The following is a 20,610-nucleotide window of genomic DNA, read 5'->3' as shown; positions in this document are numbered from 1 at the left end:
CTCAAGCGGCCATACGCCACAGCTCACCGCTCGTTTACCCTCGCTGCGGTGCGCCATTCATGGTGACGCTCGCTGAAGTCGCGCAACGCGCCCAGGTCACTGCGGCCACGGTATCCAACGTGTTACGCAATCCTCAGAAGGTTAAACCGACCACCGTGGAACGCGTCATGGCAGCGGTGCGCGAACTCGGCTACCGCCCTAACCTCACGGCACGGGCACTGGCCGAAGGACGCACTTCCACGCTCGCGTTGATGCTGTCGAATATCTCGAACCCGTTCTATCCGGAGTTCGTGCTGGAGGCTGAAACCGCGGCACGGCGGCGCGGCTATTTCCTGCTGGTGTGCAACACGGACGACAACCCGGCAATTGCGCGTGCTTACCTCGACAAGATCGCCGGCACGCTGGCCGCCGGTGTGATCGTGATGAACACCGACGTCAGCGCAGGCGAACTCGCCGACATCGCGCAGCGCGGCTCGGCGCTCGTGCTGTGCATGTGGGAGAGCGCGCAGGCGACGCGGGCGCTGCCATGCGTCACCGTCGACTACACGCATGCGGGTGGTCTCGCCGCTGCGCATCTGTATGAACTCGGTCATCGGAGGATCGGCGCGCTGCTGGGGGAAGGGTCCGGTGGACCGCAATCGGTGCGTCTTCGAGGCTTCGTCGAGGCATTGGCGGCGCGAGGTGTCGCTGCAGACGCCGTGAAGGTTCATGCGTGCCGCGATTCGATCGAGGCGGGCTACGACGCGGCCCGCGCGCTGCTCAGCGAGCAACCCAAGCTGACGGCACTGTTTGCGACCAACGACCTGATGGCCATCGGTGCGATCCAGGCCGCTGCGGATATCGGCAAGCGCGTGCCGCAGGATCTGTCGGTGATCGGCCTCACCAATATCCACCTCGCGCATCAGTTCCGTCCTGCGCTCACCACGGTCGGTTTTCCGACCGCCGCGATCGCATCGATCGCGGTCGCGCTGACCATCGACCGTATCGAAGGCATCAAACCCAAACGCGATGCGTATAAGGTGCCGCTAGCGGAACTGGTGATTCGCGATACGACGGCGCCGGCGCCAAAGGCATCGCGCCGCAAGTAGCGCGACGAACCGGCGCACAATAAAAAACGGCCCCTCGTTGTCGAGGAGCCGTTTGCCTACACATCCAAACTTGATGCGGCTTAGCGCGACATCATGTTCATGGCGACGTTATGCATGATCCACAACGAGCCGACAATCAGAATGACCGCGGTCAGCACGGTAAAGCCGAACGCCATGACGTTCCAGCGTTGCGCCGACGACGTGTTCATATGCAGGAAGAACACCAGGTGCACGATGATCTGCACGAACGCCAGCCCGGCAATTGCCAGAATCGCGCTTTGGCCGGTCAACGAGCCGGTCATGATGATGCCGAATGCTGCAGCAGTCAGCAGGACGGACAGGATGAAGCCGGCCGTGTAGCTGCCGAAGCTGCCGTGGCTTTCACCCGAGTGAGCAGTATGGCCGTGGTCCATTTAGATCACACTCGTAAGATAGACAAAGGTAAAGACACCGATCCAGACGATGTCCAGAAAGTGCCAGAAGAGGCTCAGGCACGTCAGACGCGTCAGTTCGCGCTCGCTCAGTTCAGGACTGCGGATCACCTGCACGCTCAGCACGATCATCCACAGCAGGCCGAACGTCACGTGCAAACCGTGCGTGCCGACCAGCGTGAAGAACGACGACCAGAACGCGCTGCGGTCCGGACCTGCGCCTACGGCGATCAGGTGCGAGAACTCGCGCAGTTCGAGCACGAGGAACGACGCGCCGAGCAGGAACGTCACAGCGAGCCAGCCGAGCACCATGCCCTTCTTGCCCTTGTGCGCGCCGATCATGGCGAAGCCGTAGGTGATCGAGCTCAGCAGCAGCGCGGCCGTTTCCAGCGCGACACCCGGAATCTCAAACAGGTCCTTGGCGGTCGGGCCGCCGGCGAACTGGTGGCTCATCACTGCGAACACCGCAAACAGCGAGGCAAAGATGATGCAGTCGGTCATCAGGTACAGCCAGAAACCGAACACCGATTGCGACGGCACGTGATCCGCGTCGTGATGGACGTCGTGTCCGTGCCCTAAAGTAGTCGTCTGTGACATTAATCCACCTCTGCCAATTCAAGCGCCTTACCTGCGCTGCGTCCTTCTTCGATCTGTCGAACCGTATCGGCAGGAATGTAGTAGCCGTGGTCGTCGCTGAAGCTATGGACGATAACCGTACCGATCGCCCCGACGATACCGATGATCGCGAGCCACCAGATGTGCCAGATTGCTGCGAAGCCGAGCACCAGGCTGAACATGGCGATGATGAGGCCCGCGCTCGTGTTCGACGGCATGTGAATGTCGCGGTACACCGGCTTGGCCGTTTCGGTCTTCGCGCGTTGCTTGATGCCGGTGAATTCATCGAGCTCATGCACCGTCGGTACGATCGCGAAGTTGTAGACCGGCGGCGGCGACGTGGTCGACCATTCCAGCGTACGGCCATCCCACGGATCGCCCGAAACATCGCGGTTTTCCGGCAGATTGCGGTCGCGAATGCTCACGAAGAGCTGCAGCAGTTGGCATGCAATACCGATCGCCACCAGGATGGCGCCCACTTCAGCCAGCAGCAGCCACGGGTGCCATTGCGGGTTGTCGTAGTGGTTCAGACGACGCGTCATGCCCATGAAACCGAGCACATAAAGCGGCGAGAACGCTACCCAGAAGCCGACCTGCCAGAACCAGAACGCGGCCTTGCCGAGCTTTTCGTGCAGCTTGAAACCGAACGCCTTCGGGAACCAGTAGTTGAAACCCGCCAGATAACCGAACAGCACGCCGCCGATGATCACATTGTGGAAGTGAGCGATCAGGAACAGGCTGTTGTGCAGCACGAAGTCCGCACCCGGGATCGCCATCATCACGCCGGTCATGCCGCCGATCGTGAAGGTAACCATGAAGCCGAGCGTCCACAGCACCGGCGTCGAGAACTCGAGACGGCCCTTGTAGATCGTGAACAGCCAGTTGAAGATCTTCACGCCGGTCGGAATTGCAATGATCATGGTCGCGATGCCGAAGAAGGCATTCACGTCCGCGCCCGAACCCATCGTAAAGAAGTGGTGCAGCCACACGAGGAACGACAGCACCATGATCGCGCAGGTCGCATAGACCATGGTCTTGTAGCCGAACAGCGGCTTCTTCGCATACGTCGCGATGACTTCCGAGAAGATACCGAACGCCGGCAGGATCAGGATGTACACCTCCGGATGGCCCCACGCCCAGATCAGGTTCAGGTACAGCATGGCGTTGCCGCCGCCTTCATTCGTGAAGAAGTGCATGCCGAGGTAACGATCGAGGCCGAGCAGCGCCAACGTGACCGTCAGAATCGGGAACGCAGCCATAATCAGCACGTTCGTGCACAGCGCCGTCCACGTGAACACCGGCATCTTCATGAACGTCATGCCAGGCGCGCGCATCTTGACGATCGTGACGAAGAAGTTAATACCCGTAAGCAAGGTGCCGATACCCGAGAGCTGCAAGCTCCAGATGTAATAGTCGACCCCCACGCCTGGACTGAATTTCAGCTCCGACAGCGGCGGATACGCCAGCCAGCCGGTCTGCGCAAATTCACCGATCACGAGCGAGACGTTGATCAGGATCACGCTGACTGCCGTCATCCAGAACGACAGCGAGTTCAGGAACGGGTATGCCACGTCGCGCGCGCCGATCTGCAGCGGCACGATCAGGTTCATCAGGCCCACCATGAACACCATCGCCATGAAGAAAATCATGATGACGCCGTGCGCGGAGAAGATCTGATCGTAGTGATGCGGCGGCAGATAGCCGGGCGCGTGATAGGCCAGCGCCAGTTGCGTACGCATCATGATGGCGTCGGCGAAGCCGCGCAGCAGCATGATCATGGCCACGACGATGTACATGACACCGAGGCGCTTGTGGTCGACCGACGTCAGCCACTCGCTCCACAGGTAGCGCCACTTGCCGAGATACGTCACGGTGCCGAGCACCGCCACTGCCGCGATGCCCATCATGGCAGCGGCCATCATAATAATCGGCTCGTGGTACGGAATCGAGTCGAGGGTTAATTTACCGAACATGCGTTACCCCTTGGCCTTACAGTTGCTGTCGTCTTTCAGATCCATGACGTTGCCGTTGTTATAGCGGGCGATGATGTTGTGAAAGAGCTTCGGATCCACCGACGAGAAGTAGGTGACCGGCGCTTTCTCGCCCGGCTGCGACACGACGTTGTAGCGGTTCATGTCGAGGCTGTCCGACGAGGCGCGCACTTTCGCGACCCATGCGTTGAAATCTGCGGGCGAGGCGGCGATTGCACGGAACTTCATGTCCGAGAAGCCCTTGCCGCTGAAGTTGGCCGATTCGCCTGCGTAGTCGCCGGCTTCGTCAGCGATCAGGTGCAGCTTCGTCTGCATGCCTGCCATCGCGTAGATCTGGCCGCCAAGCTGCGGGATGAAGAACGAGTTCATCACCGAGTCGGACGTGATATTGAAGTTCACCGGCGTGCCGACGGGAATCGCGAGCTGGTTGACCGAAGCGATGCCGAGATCCGGGTAGATGAACAGCCACTTCCAGTCGAGTGCGACCACTTCGACGTTGATCGGCTTCACGGCCGATTCGAGCGGACGGTACGGATCGAGCTCATGCGTGCTCTTCCAGGTCAGCACACCCAGGAACAGAATGATCAGCGTGGGGATGGTCCACACCGCGATCTCAATACCCGTGGAATGCGACCAGTTGGGACGGTACTCGGCGCTCTTGTTGGATGCGCGATAGCGCCACGCGAACAGCAGCGTCAGCGCGATGACCGGAATCACGACGATGAGCATGGCCCATGTCGACGTAGCGATGAGGTCGCGTTCGGCAACGCCCACACTGCCTTTAGGGTTCAGCAGATCCAGGTTGCTACAACCCGAGAGCAGCGTTACCAGCCCGATGGCGACGGAACTCATCGCCCCCCGTAGAGTCTTTTCTTTCATATCGATTGCCTGCTCTTTACGTCTTCAATGAACATCATCCGACCGCTCTCCATTAGTAAGCGGTCGCATGGTAAAGCCTCGTCATCTTGATATAAAGAACTATTTTTGCAACGATCTCTTGCGTGTCAACATTGTGCGACACGTTGCCGCACAGCGCTGCGCACACGACCGGTGCCTGCCTTATATCAAAAGATGATACGACTGCTAACGCTACGAACCGCAGGCCAGTAACGACCGCACATCCAGGCGGCTACGCGCCCTTGGGTACAACAAAAACGAGCGCGTCGTATCCGCTTTCGCAGACACGACGCCGCTGGACAAACCGTGCAATCAGCCCGGCGCGTGTGTTGCGTTTACCGCAGCACGGGCTTGCAAACGTTCGCCGTTTTCGACCGAGGCGGCCTCGACCGGTTGTGCCGTGCGATTGGTCTGCGCGAGCAGGCTGGTCGACGACGGATTGATCGCATCGGTAAAGGGCTTCGGATAGATGCCGATCGCAAGGACCAGCACCGCCATCGCGCCCAACAGCAGGAACTCGCGCTTGCTCACGTCGCTCAGCTTGGCGACGCGCGCATTGGCGATCGCGCCGAAGATGACGCGCTTGTACATCCACAGCGTGTAGCACGCGCTCAGAATCAGCGTCAGTGCCGCGAGTGCGCCGATCCAGAAGTTGAAGCCGACTGCGCCCATCAGGACCATGAACTCGCCGACGAAGCCAGCGGTACCCGGCAGGCCGACGTTCGCCATCGAGAACAGCATCACGAAGACCGCGAACTTGGGCATCGTGTTGGCCACCCCGCCGAAGGCGGCGATCGAACCGGTCTGGGTGCGATCGTGCAGCATGCCGGTGCACAACAGCAGCGCGCCGGAGACGAGGCCGTACGAGATCATCTGCATGATCGCGCCTTCCTGACCCAGCGGATTGAAGATGAACAGGCCCAGCGTGACGAGGCCCATGTGCGACACGGACGAGTACGCGAGCAGCTTGCGGATGTCGGTCTGCACCAGTGCGAGCAGACTCGAATAGATGACGGCCACGAGCGACAGCGTGATCATCGCCGGGGCAAAGAAGTGCGCCGCTTGCGGCGTGATAGGCAGCGCAAAACGCAGCAGGCCGTAGCCGCCGATCTTCAGCATGCCGAGCATCACGGCTGCGCCGGTCGGTCCATCGAGGTGGACGTCAGGCAGCCAGGTATGCACCGGCCACATCGGCACCTTCACGGAGAAGGCCGCGAGGAAGCCCAGGAAAACCAGCATCTGCGGCACGAAACCCAGTTGCGCCGAACGCCAGATTTCGAGGTCGAAGCTGTGGGTCTGCGCGTACAGGTAGAGCATCGAGATCAGCATCATCAGCGAGCCGACCAGCGAGAAGAAGAAGAACTTGACCGCCGCGTAAGTGCGATTCTTGTTGCCCCATGTTCCGATCAACAGATAGAGCGGGATCAGCGTCGCTTCGAAGAAGACGAAGAACAGCATGCCGTCGAGCGAGCTGAACACGCCTTGCATGAAGCCCGACAACATCAGGAACGAGCCGAAATACTGTGCGCTGCGCACCGTAATGGACTCCCAACCCGCGATGACGATGACGAGCGTAGTCAGTGCGGTCAGGACGATCAGCCACAACGAGATCCCGTCCACGCCCAGGTGCCACGCAATGTCGAACGACGGCAACCACTTGACGTTCTCGACGAACTGCATGGCCGGCACGCCGTTCTGGAAGCCAGCGACCAGCGGGATCACCGGCAGGAGGCCGGCAAGTGCACCGATGAGTGCGAGCCAACGGGCGCGACCGGGAGAACCGGAACCCGCTCGCAGAACGATGATGCCCGCCACGATGGGGACCCAGATCAAGAGGCTTAAAAGCGGTGCGGATTGCATTTGTTCTTTAAAGGGCTGAAGCAGGAAAACGTCCGGATCAAGGCCGTCAAACTGAAAGCATTGAAATACACATTACGGTTTTATTACGCCAAACAGGCGCAACGCTTGATTCGGGGGCCAGGTCAACGCGTCCCAATGTCGCATACACGTCAAGGGTTAACGAGGATAACCCGAAATTAAGATTTTTGCAGCGCCGCAAACAACTGTTAAGCGATTAGTGCAGTAGTCGATGAACTCTATTGCAGACTTAGGTGTTGCGCGCATGGGGTGAGATGTGCAGTTGCACAAAATTTGGCCGTTTTCACTGGGAAAACGACCTGTTTTGGTGCACAGCGGAGGCAGTTCGAATGGATTAACAGAGTTGAAAGCTGGCGTGGCGTAAGGCGGATTTTTATTACGAATAGAAAGCTAATGTCGATCGATACTCTTGAAGCTTACAAATAGATTCACCCCATCTATCCTTCAATCTCGGCGCTTGCCGACGCATATCGCTCGGGTTTCCGGAACCCAGATGTTGGACAGTCGCGTTGATGGCGTTTCCGTAAACGCACAAACCCCACCTTTGTGGGGTGGGGTTTGTGCTTGCTGCTGGGGAGCCTGACGATTACCTACTTTCACACGGGTAATCCGCACTATCATCGGCGTGGAGTCGTTTCACGGTCCTGTTCGGGATGGGAAGGGGTGGTACCGACACGCTATGGTCATCAGGCATGACTTGTTGCCGCACTGCTCATGGAGCAATACAGCCAATCGGGAAGAAGTAGTTTCTGGTGATGCCACCAGAGGGTGAAGCGGTTGGGGTTGTGTTGTTTCTGGCACAACACGTGATCACTCAACCGTGTGCGGGGTTCATCTGAACCACAAGACACACCTGTTATAGGATCAAGCCTTACGGGCAATTAGTATCAGTTAGCTTAACGCATTACTGCGCTTCCACACCTGACCTATCAACGTCCTGGTCTTGAACGACCCTTCAAGGGGCTCGAAGCCCCGGGGATATCTCATCTTAAGGCGAGTTTCCCGCTTAGATGCTTTCAGCGGTTATCTCTTCCGAACATAGCTACCCGGCGATGCCACTGGCGTGACAACCGGTACACCAGAGGTTCGTCCACTCCGGTCCTCTCGTACTAGGAGCAGCCCCCTTCAAATATCCAGCGCCCACGGCAGATAGGGACCAAACTGTCTCACGACGTTTTAAACCCAGCTCACGTACCTCTTTAAATGGCGAACAGCCATACCCTTGGGACCGGCTACAGCCCCAGGATGAGATGAGCCGACATCGAGGTGCCAAACACCGCCGTCGATATGAACTCTTGGGCGGTATCAGCCTGTTATCCCCAGAGTACCTTTTATCCGTTGAGCGATGGCCCTTCCATACAGAACCACCGGATCACTATGACCTGCTTTCGCACCTGCTCGACTTGTCGGTCTCGCAGTTAAGCACGCTTATGCCATTGCACTATCAGCACGATTTCCGACCGTACCTAGCGTACCTTCGTACTCCTCCGTTACACTTTGGGAGGAGACCGCCCCAGTCAAACTGCCTACCATGCACTGTCCCCGACCCGGATCACGGGCCAAGGTTAGAACCTCAAACAAACCAGGGTGGTATTTCAAGGTTGGCTCCACGCAGACTGGCGTCCACGCTTCAAAGCCTCCCACCTATCCTACACAGACCGGTTCAAAGTCCAATGCAAAGCTACAGTAAAGGTTCATGGGGTCTTTCCGTCTAGCCGCGGGGAGATTGCATCATCACAAACACTTCAACTTCGCTGAGTCTCGGGAGGAGACAGTGTGGCCATCGTTACGCCATTCGTGCAGGTCGGAACTTACCCGACAAGGAATTTCGCTACCTTAGGACCGTTATAGTTACGGCCGCCGTTTACCGGGACTTCAATCAAGAGCTTGCACCCCATCATTTAATCTTCCGGCACCGGGCAGGCGTCACACCCTATACGTCCACTTTCGTGTTTGCAGAGTGCTGTGTTTTTATTAAACAGTCGCAGCCACCAGTTTATTGCAACCCCTTCACCCTTCTGGCGCAGGCCAGTCAGGCTACAGGGGCGTACCTTATCCCGAAGTTACGGTACCAATTTGCCGAGTTCCTTCTCCCGAGTTCTCTCAAGCGCCTTAGAATACTCATCTCGCCCACCTGTGTCGGTTTGCGGTACGGTCTTGTTAAACTGAAGCTTAGAGGCTTTTCTTGGAACCACTTCCAGTTGCTTCTTCACCTAAGTGAATGGCGCCACACCCTTGAATTCCGTGCCCGGATTTGCCAAAGCACCTTCTCCAATGCAGCGACCGGGACTTCCAACACCCGGACAACCTTCCGCGATCCGTCCCCCCATCGCATTTAACAATGGTGCAGGAATATTAACCTGCTTCCCATCAGCTACGCATTTCTGCCTCGCCTTAGGGGCCGACTCACCCTACGCCGATGAACGTTGCGTAGGAAACCTTGGGCTTACGGCGAGGGGGCCTTTCACCCCCTTTATCGCTACTCATGTCAGCATTCGCACTTCCGATACCTCCAGCGCACTTTTCAATGCACCTTCGCAGGCTTACGGAACGCTCTCCTACCATGCACATAAATGTGCATCCGCAGCTTCGGTATATTGCTTAGCCCCGTTACATCTTCCGCGCAGGACGACTCGATCAGTGAGCTATTACGCTTTCTTTAAAGGATGGCTGCTTCTAAGCCAACCTCCTGACTGTTTTAGCCTTCCCACTTCGTTTCCCACTTAGCAATATTTGGGGACCTTAGCTGGCGGTCTGGGTTGTTTCCCTCTTGACACCGGACGTTAGCACCCGATGTCTGTCTCCCGTGATTGCACTCTTCGGTATTCGGAGTTTGCTATGGCGAAGTAATCCGCAATGGACCCTTCAACCATGACAGTGCTCTACCCCCGAAGGTGATACACGAGGCACTACCTAAATAGTTTTCGGAGAGAACCAGCTATTTCCAGGTTTGTTTAGCCTTTCACCCCTATCCACAGCTCATCCCCTAACTTTTCAACGTTAGTGGGTTCGGACCTCCAGTACGTGTTACCGCACCTTCATCCTGGCCATGGATAGATCACCTGGTTTCGGGTCTACACCCAGCGACTGAACGCCCTGTTCGGACTCGCTTTCGCTACGCCTGCCCTAATCGGTTAAGCTTGCCACTGAATGTAAGTCGCTGACCCATTATACAAAAGGTACGCCGTCACCCCGCTTTAAGCGCTCTCGCGCTTCCACTTCAAGCGCTACGCAGCCATGTTTCAGGCTGGATGTCTTTTGACGCACTCACTTCGTGAGCGCGCCCAAAGCGCTTAAAGCGGGGCTCCGACTGTTTGTATGCATGCGGTTTCAGGATCTGTTTCACTCCCCTCCCGGGGTTCTTTTCGCCTTTCCCTCACGGTACTGGTTCACTATCGGTCGATCACGAGTATTTAGCCTTGGAGGATGGTCCCCCCATCTTCAGACAGGATTTCACGTGTCCCGCCCTACTTGTCGTACACCTAGTTCTTCCTCGCTGTTTTCGTCTACAGGGCTATCACCTGCTATGGCAGCACTTTCCAGAGCCTTCGACTAACAATGAAGATAAAGAGTACAGGCTGGTCCCATTTCGCTCGCCACTACTCTGGGAATCTCGGTTGATTTCTTTTCCTGCGGCTACTTAGATGTTTCAGTTCGCCGCGTTCGCTTCACATGACCTATGGATTCAGTCATGGATACTCCATTCGGAGTGGGTTTCCCCATTCGGACATCTACGGATCAAAGCTCGTTTGCCAGCTCCCCGTAGCTTTTCGCAGGCTACCGCGTCCTTCATCGCCTGTGATCGCCAAGGCATCCACCACATGCACTTGTTCGCTTGACCCTATAACGGGTGTGTCTCCTGTCGCATCCACTGGGAATGCAACGCTTGCCACAACCGCTACAGGTTGAGTATTCGTGTTGCGCCGTATTCCAAAGCAATCTTTCGATCACTTAAAAATACATTGATACAATCACAACCCTGATTCACCTACTCAACCACCCATCTCTAAGTGATCTTTCGTGAATCTCTTTACTACTTCTTCCTGATTGTTAAAGAACGACAGCCGATATCGCAGTTGCCATAACCACGTATCACTCTGACTGGCTCAATCGCCAATGCATAAAGCTCGGTTAGCACCGAACGCTAGGCATTGAGGATTGGTGGAGGATGACGGGATCGAACCGACGACCCCCTGCTTGCAAAGCAGGTGCTCTCCCAGCTGAGCTAATCCCCCAGTCATGCACAGATAACTTCATCTGTCTTGATACCCAGGGGTGATCGGTTAGCGCAGCCACCGCAGAAACAGTGGTGGGTCTGGATGGATTCGAACCATCGACCCCCGCCTTATCAAGACGGTGCTCTAACCGACTGAGCTACAGACCCCTGAGTCTGTCTTTTTCACAGCCGATAAGCGTGAGCGCTCAACTTGAACACGTGAGCTCGAGAAAGGAGGTGATCCAGCCGCACCTTCCGATACGGCTACCTTGTTACGACTTCACCCCAGTCATGAATCCTACCGTGGTGACCGTCCTCCTTGCGGTTAGACTAGCCACTTCTGGTAAAACCCACTCCCATGGTGTGACGGGCGGTGTGTACAAGACCCGGGAACGTATTCACCGCGGCATGCTGATCCGCGATTACTAGCGATTCCAGCTTCACGCACTCGAGTTGCAGAGTGCGATCCGGACTACGATCGGTTTTCTGGGATTGGCTCCCCCTCGCGGGTTGGCGACCCTCTGTTCCGACCATTGTATGACGTGTGAAGCCCTACCCATAAGGGCCATGAGGACTTGACGTCATCCCCACCTTCCTCCGGTTTGTCACCGGCAGTCTCCCTAGAGTGCTCTTGCGTAGCAACTAGGGACAAGGGTTGCGCTCGTTGCGGGACTTAACCCAACATCTCACGACACGAGCTGACGACAGCCATGCAGCACCTGTGTATCAGTTCTCTTTCGAGCACCCCCACCTTTCAGCAGGGTTCTGACCATGTCAAGGGTAGGTAAGGTTTTTCGCGTTGCATCGAATTAATCCACATCATCCACCGCTTGTGCGGGTCCCCGTCAATTCCTTTGAGTTTTAATCTTGCGACCGTACTCCCCAGGCGGTCAACTTCACGCGTTAGCTACGTTACCAAGTCAATGAAGACCCGACAACTAGTTGACATCGTTTAGGGCGTGGACTACCAGGGTATCTAATCCTGTTTGCTCCCCACGCTTTCGTGCATGAGCGTCAGTATTGGCCCAGGGGGCTGCCTTCGCCATCGGTATTCCTCCACATCTCTACGCATTTCACTGCTACACGTGGAATTCTACCCCCCTCTGCCATACTCTAGCCCGCCAGTCACAAATGCAGTTCCCAGGTTAAGCCCGGGGATTTCACATCTGTCTTAGCGAACCGCCTGCGCACGCTTTACGCCCAGTAATTCCGATTAACGCTTGCACCCTACGTATTACCGCGGCTGCTGGCACGTAGTTAGCCGGTGCTTATTCTTCCGGTACCGTCATCCACCCCGGGTATTAACCAGGATGATTTCTTTCCGGACAAAAGTGCTTTACAACCCGAAGGCCTTCTTCACACACGCGGCATTGCTGGATCAGGGTTGCCCCCATTGTCCAAAATTCCCCACTGCTGCCTCCCGTAGGAGTCTGGGCCGTGTCTCAGTCCCAGTGTGGCTGGTCGTCCTCTCAGACCAGCTACAGATCGTCGCCTTGGTAGGCCTTTACCCCACCAACTAGCTAATCTGCCATCGGCCGCCCCTGTAGCGAGAGGTCCTAAGATCCCCCCCTTTCCTCCGTAGAGCGTATGCGGTATTAATCCGGCTTTCGCCGGGCTATCCCCCACTACAGGACACGTTCCGATGTATTACTCACCCGTTCGCCACTCGCCACCAGGGTTGCCCCCGTGCTGCCGTTCGACTTGCATGTGTAAGGCATGCCGCCAGCGTTCAATCTGAGCCAGGATCAAACTCTTCAGTTCAATTCCTGTTACTGTTTTCGGGCTCTTTCGAACCCGGTCGCTCACTCAACGTACTGACGATGATTACGCCTGTTTCTCAACAGGCTAACCTTCCTCTAATACTGTGTGAGACTTGATACTTTCGCTTCATGCCAGATTCCGAAGAACCTGACCCGCGTCGCCATCAAGCGCCCACACTTATCGGCTGTTAATTTTTAAAGATCATTCGCTCAGAAGCTCTGCTTTCTTCGCGTCCGTCATCAAACGGGAGGCGAATTATGCGATGCCCTTTACGAGACGTCAACCCCATTCGCGAAAAAGTTTGCGAGGTCCTGGAAGTCAACGCTCGAGACGTGCGCTGCGTTGATCATGAGGAGAGACGCGCGCCACGAGCACGCGTCGCGCGCCGCTCACGTATCTCACGGCGGCACCTTGTCTTGCAGTGAGACGCCCCTACATATGGGAGCAAACGGAAAGGCCGCACGACGACGAGGAAGCCGTGAGCGCGGATGATCTGCCCCTAGGGCACGCACCACTTGACCTTTCCTGAATATATATCTCTTGACTGACGAGAGTTCGCCCCCAAGTTCGTATATAATCGCTGGCCGCGCGAATTTCGCGCGCCTCTATGGGCCCGCTTCACGCGGGCCAATCTTTTCGCTCTTTGCGAGCATAGACAAACCAGCCGCATGTATCACTCAGGTGATGTTGCGGCCTAGCCGAAACGCCTGAGCGCCGCGTCTTGCGCCTCATAGCGAAGCCTTCGAGGAGAAGACATTGAACCCTTTCGATCGGGATGATTCCGGAGACAACACGGCCGGATACTCAATCAAGGCCCCTGCCGGGCGAACCGCCAAAGGCAAGGGCGCGGGTAAAGCGATCCCGGTTGCAGCCGAAACGTCGCAGCAAGTCGAAGAGCAGCAACGCCAGATGCGCGCGCTGATCCAGTTGGGCAAGGAGCGCGGCTACCTGACCCACGCGCAGATCAACGACCACCTGCCCGACAACTTCGCGCAAACCGCGGCGATGGAAACCATCGTCGCCACCTTCAACGACATGGGCGTGGCGGTCTACGAGACGGCACCCGACGCTGAAGCGCTGCTGCTGAACGCCAACTCGCCGGTCGTCTCCGACGACCAGGCGGACGAAGAAGCGGAAGTCGCGCTGTCGACGGTCGATTCTGAATTCGGCCGTACCACCGACCCCGTGCGCATGTACATGCGTGAAATGGGTGCGACGGAACTGCTGACCCGTGCCGGCGAAATCGCCATTGCCAAGCGCATCGAAGATGGCCTGCACGAAATGGTGCAGGCGATTGCCGCCTGCCCGTCAGCGGTGTCGGCTATTCTGGCCAGCGCCGACCAGGTCGCCGCCGGCGAGCTGCGTATCGACGAACTGGTCGACGGCCTGAACGAAAACACCAACGCCGAAGAAGTCGCGGACGACAGCGTCGAAGCCGCCGCGGATCTGGACACGGACGCCGCCGACAGCGACGACAGCGACGGTGACGACGACATCGGCGCAGATTCCAGCGCAGTCGACGAAGCCCGTCTGAAGAAGCTGACAGCCGACTGCCTCGAGATTTTCGCTCGCGTCCGCACGCGTTTCGAAGAAGTCAGCTCGCTGCATGCGAAGGACGGCTCGTCTTCCGCGGCGCACCTGCGTGCTCGTGAGGACATCCAGCAAGAACTGGCCGCACTGCGCTTCACCGCACGTACGATCGACCGTCTGTGCGGCGACGTGCACCACCAGGTGACGCAGGTCCGCGCGATTGAACGGCGCCTCCAGCAAATCGTGCTGGAAAAGAGCGGCATGCCGCGCGATCTGTTTATCGAGTCGTTTCCCGGCCACGAAACCGATCTGGACTGGACCATGCGCATGGCCGCCAAGTCCAAGGAATTCGGCGCCGCGCTGGAGCGCAACCTGCCGGCCATTCAAGCCGAACAGCAAAAGCTGATCGCCATCGAAGCCACCGTCGCGCTGCCGCTGAAGCAGCTGAAGGAAATCAACCGCAAGATGGTCGCGGCCGAAGCGAAGATGCGCAAGGCAAAGAGCGAGATGATCGAGGCGAATCTGCGTCTCGTGATCTCGATCGCGAAGAAGTACGTCAACCGCGGCATGCAGTTCCTGGATCTGATCCAGGAAGGCAACATCGGTCTGATGAAAGCGGTGGACAAGTTCGAATATCGTCGCGGCTGGAAGTTCTCCACGTACGCCACGTGGTGGGTCCGTCAGGCGGTCACGCGTTCGCTGGCAGATCAGGCGCGCACGATTCGTGTGCCGGTGCACATGATCGAGACGATCAACAAGCTGAACCGCATTTCGCGCGAAATCCTGCAACAGACCGGACAGGAAGCGCATCCGTCGGTGCTGGCTGCACGGATGGATCTGTCGGAAGAGAAGGTCCGCAGCATCCTGAAGATCGCCCGCCAGCCGGTTTCGATGGAAACGCCGATGGGCGAAGACGGCGACGCCACGCTGGGCGACATGATCGAAGACTCCTCGGCCACGTCGCCGGCGGAAGCTGCGGTTCAGGCCGACCTGCGGATTGCGATCGACGACGCGCTCGATTCCCTGTCGCCGCGCGAAGCGAAGGTTTTGCGCATGCGCTACGGTATCGACACGAAGTCGGACCACACGCTCGAAGAAGTCGGCAAGCAGTTCGACGTCACGCGCGAGCGGATCCGCCAGATCGAAAGCAAGGCGATGCGCAAGCTGATGCATCCTAGCCGCGCGGATCGACTGAAGTCGTTCCTCGATCGGTAAATGCAAAGAGGGCTCTGGTTGATATTGTTTGAAAACCAGGGCCCTTTTTGTTGATGGCGTCGGCTGAATCGGCCTTCGCTATTGCCCGAACTCCGTCGGGCACCTCATCTCTCTCTTCGCAGTAGCCCCCTCTCCCGCTTGTTAATCGCCTCGTCCTTTACGACGCTGCGCGAGGCAATGACTCCAGCTTTGCATCACAACGGCCGATGAGCATATGCCGTGTGCCGCACCCGCTTGAATCGCCCGCTTCAATCTTAAAGCCTAGATTGAAGGCCGAAACATTTCCAACGATAATCACGAAGCCGCGCAGCCGCCCTATTCAAAGCGAAACCAGGCCATACATCCCGCCATTTCACGGCTGCCCCACGGCGACACAAAAAATACAACGGCTTCAGGGACTCGCATGATGCGATTCAAATTGCATGGTTTGCTTTACCCGCTGGTATTAGCGTCCACATTGATATTGAATCAGGCGGCGTGGTCCCAAACATCGGCGGTGTCGCTCGACTGCGACATCGGCGATCAACAGCAGGAAGCGAAGCTGTTGCGTGCGGCGAACGGAATGGCGGTGCGCCGCTCCATCCACGAACTGCGCTTGACGGTGGCCGGCAAGGAACTGACGTTTAAAGATACGCCGCCCTACGACGAACCGCTTGATGGCACCAGCTATACCTATTGCGGTCGCAAGGAAGGCTATTCCCTTATCGCCGATCGCGAGGGCGACGTGTTCACCGGCAAGCTGATCGACGAGCGCACCGGGCGCATTTTGGACGCCGGTCAGGAAGTGATGTTCTCGCCGGACCGCCGGGCATATCTGGCCTCGGAACAGATCGACGGTATGGACGGTCCGATGTGGACGATCCATAGCATCGACGGGAAGGTGTCGTGGAAGGGACCGAGTTTCGTCGAACCATCCACCCCGCACAGTAGCGCCATTTCGCTAGACTCACCGGCCTGGACCGCCAGCGGGGAACTCGTCGCCAAGGTAAATTGCAGCGCTAACAACGAGCTGGCGAAGCTCGTGAAGATCAACGGAGCGTGGAAGTGGCGCTTGCCGCCATCGTGCAAAGCGGGTGCGCAATGACCGGCCTTCACAACGCTTACGCTGCTATGCAGGCGATGTAAAAGCCGACCCGCTAACCGTGCGCGAATCCCTCACTGCGATCGAGAAGAACGAACCCATGCCGATGAAACCCGCCCTCATCCCGTTTGCGATTGCCCTCGCCTCTGCCGCACTCTCCGCGTATGCAACACCGGAAGTCCTCACGATCCAGGTCGATCAGGGCGTGACCGCTCGCGTTCAGCAAGCCGAGGACGCGGTGCTGGTCCGCTTTACCCCGAGCGGCAAGACCCAGCGACTGAAGATCGACAACTCCGACGATGATGCGCACTACCGTCTCGAGGTCAATGACTTCAATTTCGACGGGCATCAGGACTTTGCCTCCGTCTCTTCTATCGACGGCGTCGACGAGAGCTATCAGGTTTTCCTCTACGACCCAAAGGGGCAGCAATTCGTGCCGCTGGAACCGAAGCGCAATGCAAAGGCCGGCGGCAACTGCGATGGACTCTTCGGCGTCACCTTGAACAAGCAGACGCACACGCTCTACAGCGCCTGCCGCGGCGCGGGCTGGTACGTGGACGCCTACCGCTATGGAACGGATGGTCGGCTCTACCTTTACGAGGCCACCCAAAGCCTCGACGACGACGACCTGCAAAAGCTGCTGGGCAAAAACGCCGCGCAGGGCGATGTACCGGAGGACTTGCTGCGCACTTACGACGAGCAGGGCAACGTCGTTTCCCGCAGGCTGCGGAGCCGTAGCGATCCGGACGACAAGCAGGTGCCCGTCATTCATGTTAGCGTCGAGCGGCTGCCGTTGCATGCCACTCCCACGGAGAATCCGACACCGCGCTACCTGGTGCGCGGCGATGCGGTCGAGGTCGTGGATGTCAGCGACGATGCGCAGTGGCTGAAGGTTGCGTACCGCAATCCACACAAAGGCACGATAAACGGCTGGGTCAGCGTCGCGGATGCGGCGGGCGAGCCGCGTCATCAATGAACCCTATCAAGCTGGACAAAACAAGGAGCTCGAAGTGCAATTCCTGAGTCACTCTCGCCAGGCGATTGAGCGGATGGGTTGGCTGTTGCTCGGCGCAACACTCTGCGCCCAGGCGTTAGCCGCGCAACCGGTAAAGAACAAACCGATCGCCCCCGCTGTGCGCGAGTTCATCGAGACCACCTATGGCAAGTGGGACGCCCATAACAAGGGATGGCGAACAGACGACGATAGCTACGCCTATCACGTGTGCGACGTTACACGCCTGACGACGGGCGACGGTCCTCGCTATCTGCTGGCCATGTGCGGCAACTTCGTCGATACGGCCCAGGACGGCGCCGCGACGTCCGCTCCTGATTCGACCGGTGGGCAAACCGACCTCTACGTGCTCAAGCCCACCGGCGACGGCAAGGGTCTTGAACCCGTCATCAAGCAAACCGATATCGCATCCGGTAACTTCGGCAACGCGGCCGACGTCAGCATCCAGCAGCTCGGCCCGCATCTTTATGGTTTCGTGATCGAAGACGGCGTCGTCCTCCAGGGTTATGTGGAGACTGGGCGAAGCATCTGGCTGCCGCGCCCGAACAAGCTGGTCCTCGCCGCAAAGAACATCGACGTTTCGATGAGCAATACGGGTTCGGACAGATGCGGCAAGCAGCCGTCAGCCTGCGAGGAAAAGGAATTCGACATCAAGCCCGATACGGCGTCGACGGACGAGGTCTACCCGCTCAAGATTCACGAGACAGGCAATCGCGGCGACAAAAACATCGACGCCAACTACGTGATCCGCTTCGATCCCGTGAAGCAAACCTATCTCGTTCCCAAGGCGGTCAGCGAGCAATACTAGCGCGCCTGCACCGGTGCCTGCGGCACGTCTTCTGCCTCGAGAACGAGGCTATAGCCGATGCGCGGCACCGTATCCAGTCGCAAGCACCATCCGGATTCCGTGATCCGGCGCCGCAACGCCGACACCAGGCGTTGCAACGAAACGCCGTCCGCATCGGCATCGCCGAATACGTAGGCGATCAGATCGTCGCGCTGCACGACGGTACCGGACTGGCGCAGCAAGCACTCCATCAGCAGATACTCGCGCCGCGTCAAGGCAAGCGCCACCTCACCCGGTCCGATCAGACTGCGCGTGGCGCGCGAGAGCGTCATGCCCGCGGCCGACAACGCAGCCGTCCTTACCGGATCCACCTCGGACTGACCGGCCTCGCGCCACAACGCATGCAATCGCGCGTCCAGTTCGGCGTACTCGTAGTGACCGGTGAAGCACACGTCCGCGCCGGCGTAGAGCGCGGCGATGCGCGCATCCTGATCGCCGGGCGTGTCGATCACCACCAGCACCGTATGCTCCGGCCGCGCAATCATCGCGCGGGCGGCGTCGGCCGGATCGCCGGCGGTCAGCGCGATCACTGCGTCGATCTGTTCGATTGCCACCAGATAAGCCGCATCGACAATCCGCTCGACGCTCGACACGCTGTGATTCGCCTCCATCAGCGCGGCCGTCAGATACCCGGCTCGCCCACCGGTTCCCACACACAAGATGCGCATGACGTCACCCTCTCATGGAGCGTGCCGCTCAGACCAGCAATCGAGCGCGACACAGGTGCCGGGATTGGCGTCCTCCAGCGTCAGCCTGAAGTCGTGCAGATGGGCAACCGCCTGCACCACGGAAAGACCCAACCCCGAACCCGGCGTATCGCGTGTGCGCTCGCTGCGATAGAACCGCTGCAGCACGGCGACCCGCTCATCGGCACGGATTCCTGGGCCGTCGTCGCACACCGTGATGCGCGGTCCCTCCGCGCATTGCTGCACCTTGATCGCCACGACGCCCTCGTGCGACGCAAACTTGATCGCGTTATCCACGATATTGACGAGGGCCTCGAACATCAACGGATGATCGGCTCGCACCGGTAACACGTGCTGCAAATCAAGTTTCAGCTCGACGTTTCTGGCCGCCGCGACGGGCGCATAAAGTTCGCCCACCTGCCGGCACAGCACATGCATCTCCGCATCGCTGAAGCCGGCCCGGCGATGCAATGCTTCGATCTCCGAAATACGCAGTATCGCGGCGAAGCGAGTGAGCACCTCGTCGGTTTCCTGCGCGGCGCGCTGCAAGCGTTGCGCGTCCTCGTCGCTCAGCGTTGCGGGTTCGATGCGCGCCAGCAACGAGCGGATATGAATGAGCGGCGTGCGCAGATCGTGCGCAATCCCGTCGCACGCGCTTTTGACCTCATGCATCAGGCGCGATATTTCGTCGAGCATATGATTGACGATCTGCGACAGCCACGCGAGCTCATCGCCGCCTCGTTCCGGCAAACGGGTGTCGAGGTTACCTTGCGCGATCAGATGCGTGAGACGGCGCATCTCGTTGATACGCCGCAACTGCACGGCCGAACACAGAATGCCGAAGCCGAGACCGCCCAGCAGCGCGATCGCTCCGCTCCATGCAATGCCGCCCAGCATGTAACTGCGCAGCCGCGCCATTTCGTCCACGTCCCGGGCAATCACGAGCAGATCGCCGTCGGGCAGGCGCGTGGCCCGGGTGCGCATGTACATCGGCCGCTCCAGGGTCGGCGAGATCAGTTGCGGGCGCAACCAGACGCCGTCTCCATCGGACTTGACGCCGGCAGGACTGCTTGCGATGTCACCCGTCAGGTGCTGGCCGTTGGGTGCAAACACGCCGTAGAAGTTGACCGGCCTGCGTATCGTCGTTCTGGTACGCGCATCGATCTGGCTCAGCATGAGGTTGCGCGGCAACGCCGCGAAATACTGGAACTGCCAGTTGATGTTGTAGTCGGCTTGCATGGCCGTGTAGTTCGCCGAGTTCCAGTAATTGATCCACACGAGTCCGCCAACCGAGCCTGCGAACACCAGCGCGTAGATCATCAGCAAACGGAATATCGTGCTGCGCCACAGGCTCATTGTCAT

Annotated in this window: 12 protein-coding genes, 2 tRNA genes and 3 rRNA genes; 5 read left to right on the top strand and 12 right to left on the bottom strand. The window is 58.5% G+C overall.

The features are described from left to right. The first annotated feature begins 59 nt into the window (after nt 1–59). On the top strand, nt 60–1,088 hold the full coding sequence (locus BUS12_RS03605) for a LacI family DNA-binding transcriptional regulator (protein ID WP_074294275.1): 1,029 nt from the start codon (nt 60–62) through the stop codon (nt 1,086–1,088). Between the two features lie 80 nt (nt 1,089–1,168). Here the strand turns inward: BUS12_RS03605 and cyoD are convergent, their stop codons facing one another. The 10 genes from cyoD to BUS12_RS03555 form a co-directional block, all read right to left on the bottom strand. Beyond that, a complete protein-coding gene (gene cyoD, locus BUS12_RS03600; RefSeq protein WP_074294274.1) occupies nt 1,169–1,501 on the bottom strand; it encodes a cytochrome o ubiquinol oxidase subunit IV in 333 nt (110 codons plus the stop codon). Continuing rightward, complete coding sequence (cyoC, locus tag BUS12_RS03595) at nt 1,502–2,116, bottom strand: cytochrome o ubiquinol oxidase subunit III (protein ID WP_074294273.1); 615 nt, start codon at nt 2,114–2,116, stop codon at nt 1,502–1,504. Further along, nucleotides 2,116–4,107, bottom strand: coding sequence for a cytochrome o ubiquinol oxidase subunit I (gene cyoB, locus BUS12_RS03590; RefSeq protein WP_074294272.1), 1,992 nt, complete (start codon nt 4,105–4,107; stop codon nt 2,116–2,118). The genes cyoC and cyoB overlap by 1 nt, the downstream gene beginning before the upstream one ends. A gap of 3 nt (nt 4,108–4,110) precedes the next feature. Beyond that, nucleotides 4,111–5,004, bottom strand: coding sequence for a ubiquinol oxidase subunit II (cyoA, locus tag BUS12_RS03585; RefSeq protein WP_074294271.1), 894 nt, complete (start codon nt 5,002–5,004; stop codon nt 4,111–4,113). Nucleotides 5,005–5,334: 330 nt separating this feature from the next. Next, nucleotides 5,335–6,882 (bottom strand): complex I subunit 4 family protein, encoded by a 1,548-nt coding sequence (locus BUS12_RS03580; RefSeq protein WP_074294270.1) that lies wholly within the window; start codon nt 6,880–6,882, stop codon nt 5,335–5,337. 595 nt (nt 6,883–7,477) lie between these two features. Beyond that, nucleotides 7,478–7,591: ribosomal RNA gene (gene rrf / locus BUS12_RS03575) — 5S ribosomal RNA — on the bottom strand. Nucleotides 7,592–7,760: 169 nt separating this feature from the next. Beyond that, a 23S ribosomal RNA gene (locus BUS12_RS03570) occupies nt 7,761–10,741 on the bottom strand. Nucleotides 10,742–11,059: 318 nt separating this feature from the next. After that, nucleotides 11,060–11,135, bottom strand: a tRNA-Ala gene (locus tag BUS12_RS03565). Nucleotides 11,136–11,207: 72 nt separating this feature from the next. Further along, a tRNA-Ile gene (locus tag BUS12_RS03560) sits at nt 11,208–11,284 on the bottom strand. A gap of 62 nt (nt 11,285–11,346) precedes the next feature. Further along, nucleotides 11,347–12,877, bottom strand: a 16S ribosomal RNA gene (locus BUS12_RS03555). Together the 16S, 23S and 5S rRNA genes with 2 tRNA genes alongside form the textbook arrangement of a ribosomal RNA operon. A 756-nt stretch (nt 12,878–13,633) precedes the next feature. On the opposite strand from BUS12_RS03555, the gene rpoD reads away from it, so the two are divergent. The 4 genes from rpoD (at nt 13,634) to BUS12_RS03535 (ending at nt 18,523) form a co-directional block, all read left to right on the top strand. After that, nucleotides 13,634–15,622, top strand: coding sequence for an RNA polymerase sigma factor RpoD (gene rpoD / locus BUS12_RS03550; protein WP_074294269.1), 1,989 nt, complete (start codon nt 13,634–13,636; stop codon nt 15,620–15,622). A 403-nt stretch (nt 15,623–16,025) separates the two neighbouring features. Next, complete coding sequence (locus tag BUS12_RS03545) at nt 16,026–16,706, top strand: hypothetical protein (protein WP_143788248.1); 681 nt, start codon at nt 16,026–16,028, stop codon at nt 16,704–16,706. Next, the gene (locus BUS12_RS03540; protein ID WP_143788247.1) at nt 16,696–17,679 is read left to right on the top strand and encodes an XAC2610-related protein; all 984 of its coding nucleotides are present in this window, start codon (nt 16,696–16,698) and stop codon (nt 17,677–17,679) included. Before BUS12_RS03545 ends, BUS12_RS03540 begins: the two co-directional genes overlap by 11 nt. Nucleotides 17,680–17,713: 34 nt before the next feature. Beyond that, the gene (locus tag BUS12_RS03535; RefSeq protein ID WP_143788246.1) at nt 17,714–18,523 is read left to right on the top strand and encodes a topoisomerase IV; all 810 of its coding nucleotides are present in this window, start codon (nt 17,714–17,716) and stop codon (nt 18,521–18,523) included. Here BUS12_RS03535 and BUS12_RS03530 read toward each other — a convergent pair. Continuing rightward, complete coding sequence (locus tag BUS12_RS03530; RefSeq protein ID WP_074294266.1) at nt 18,520–19,230, bottom strand: response regulator transcription factor; 711 nt, start codon at nt 19,228–19,230, stop codon at nt 18,520–18,522. The genes BUS12_RS03535 and BUS12_RS03530 overlap by 4 nt on opposite strands. Nucleotides 19,231–19,242: 12 nt before the next feature. Continuing rightward, nucleotides 19,243–20,610, bottom strand: a complete 1,368-nt coding sequence (locus BUS12_RS03525) for a sensor histidine kinase (RefSeq protein ID WP_083640227.1) — start codon at nt 20,608–20,610, stop codon at nt 19,243–19,245.

The organism is Paraburkholderia phenazinium (assembly GCF_900142845.1).
Taxonomy (GTDB): Bacteria; Pseudomonadota; Gammaproteobacteria; order Burkholderiales; family Burkholderiaceae; genus Paraburkholderia; species Paraburkholderia phenazinium_A.
Note: the sequence above shows the minus strand (reverse complement) of the source record. Positions and strands in the feature narration are given on the sequence as shown.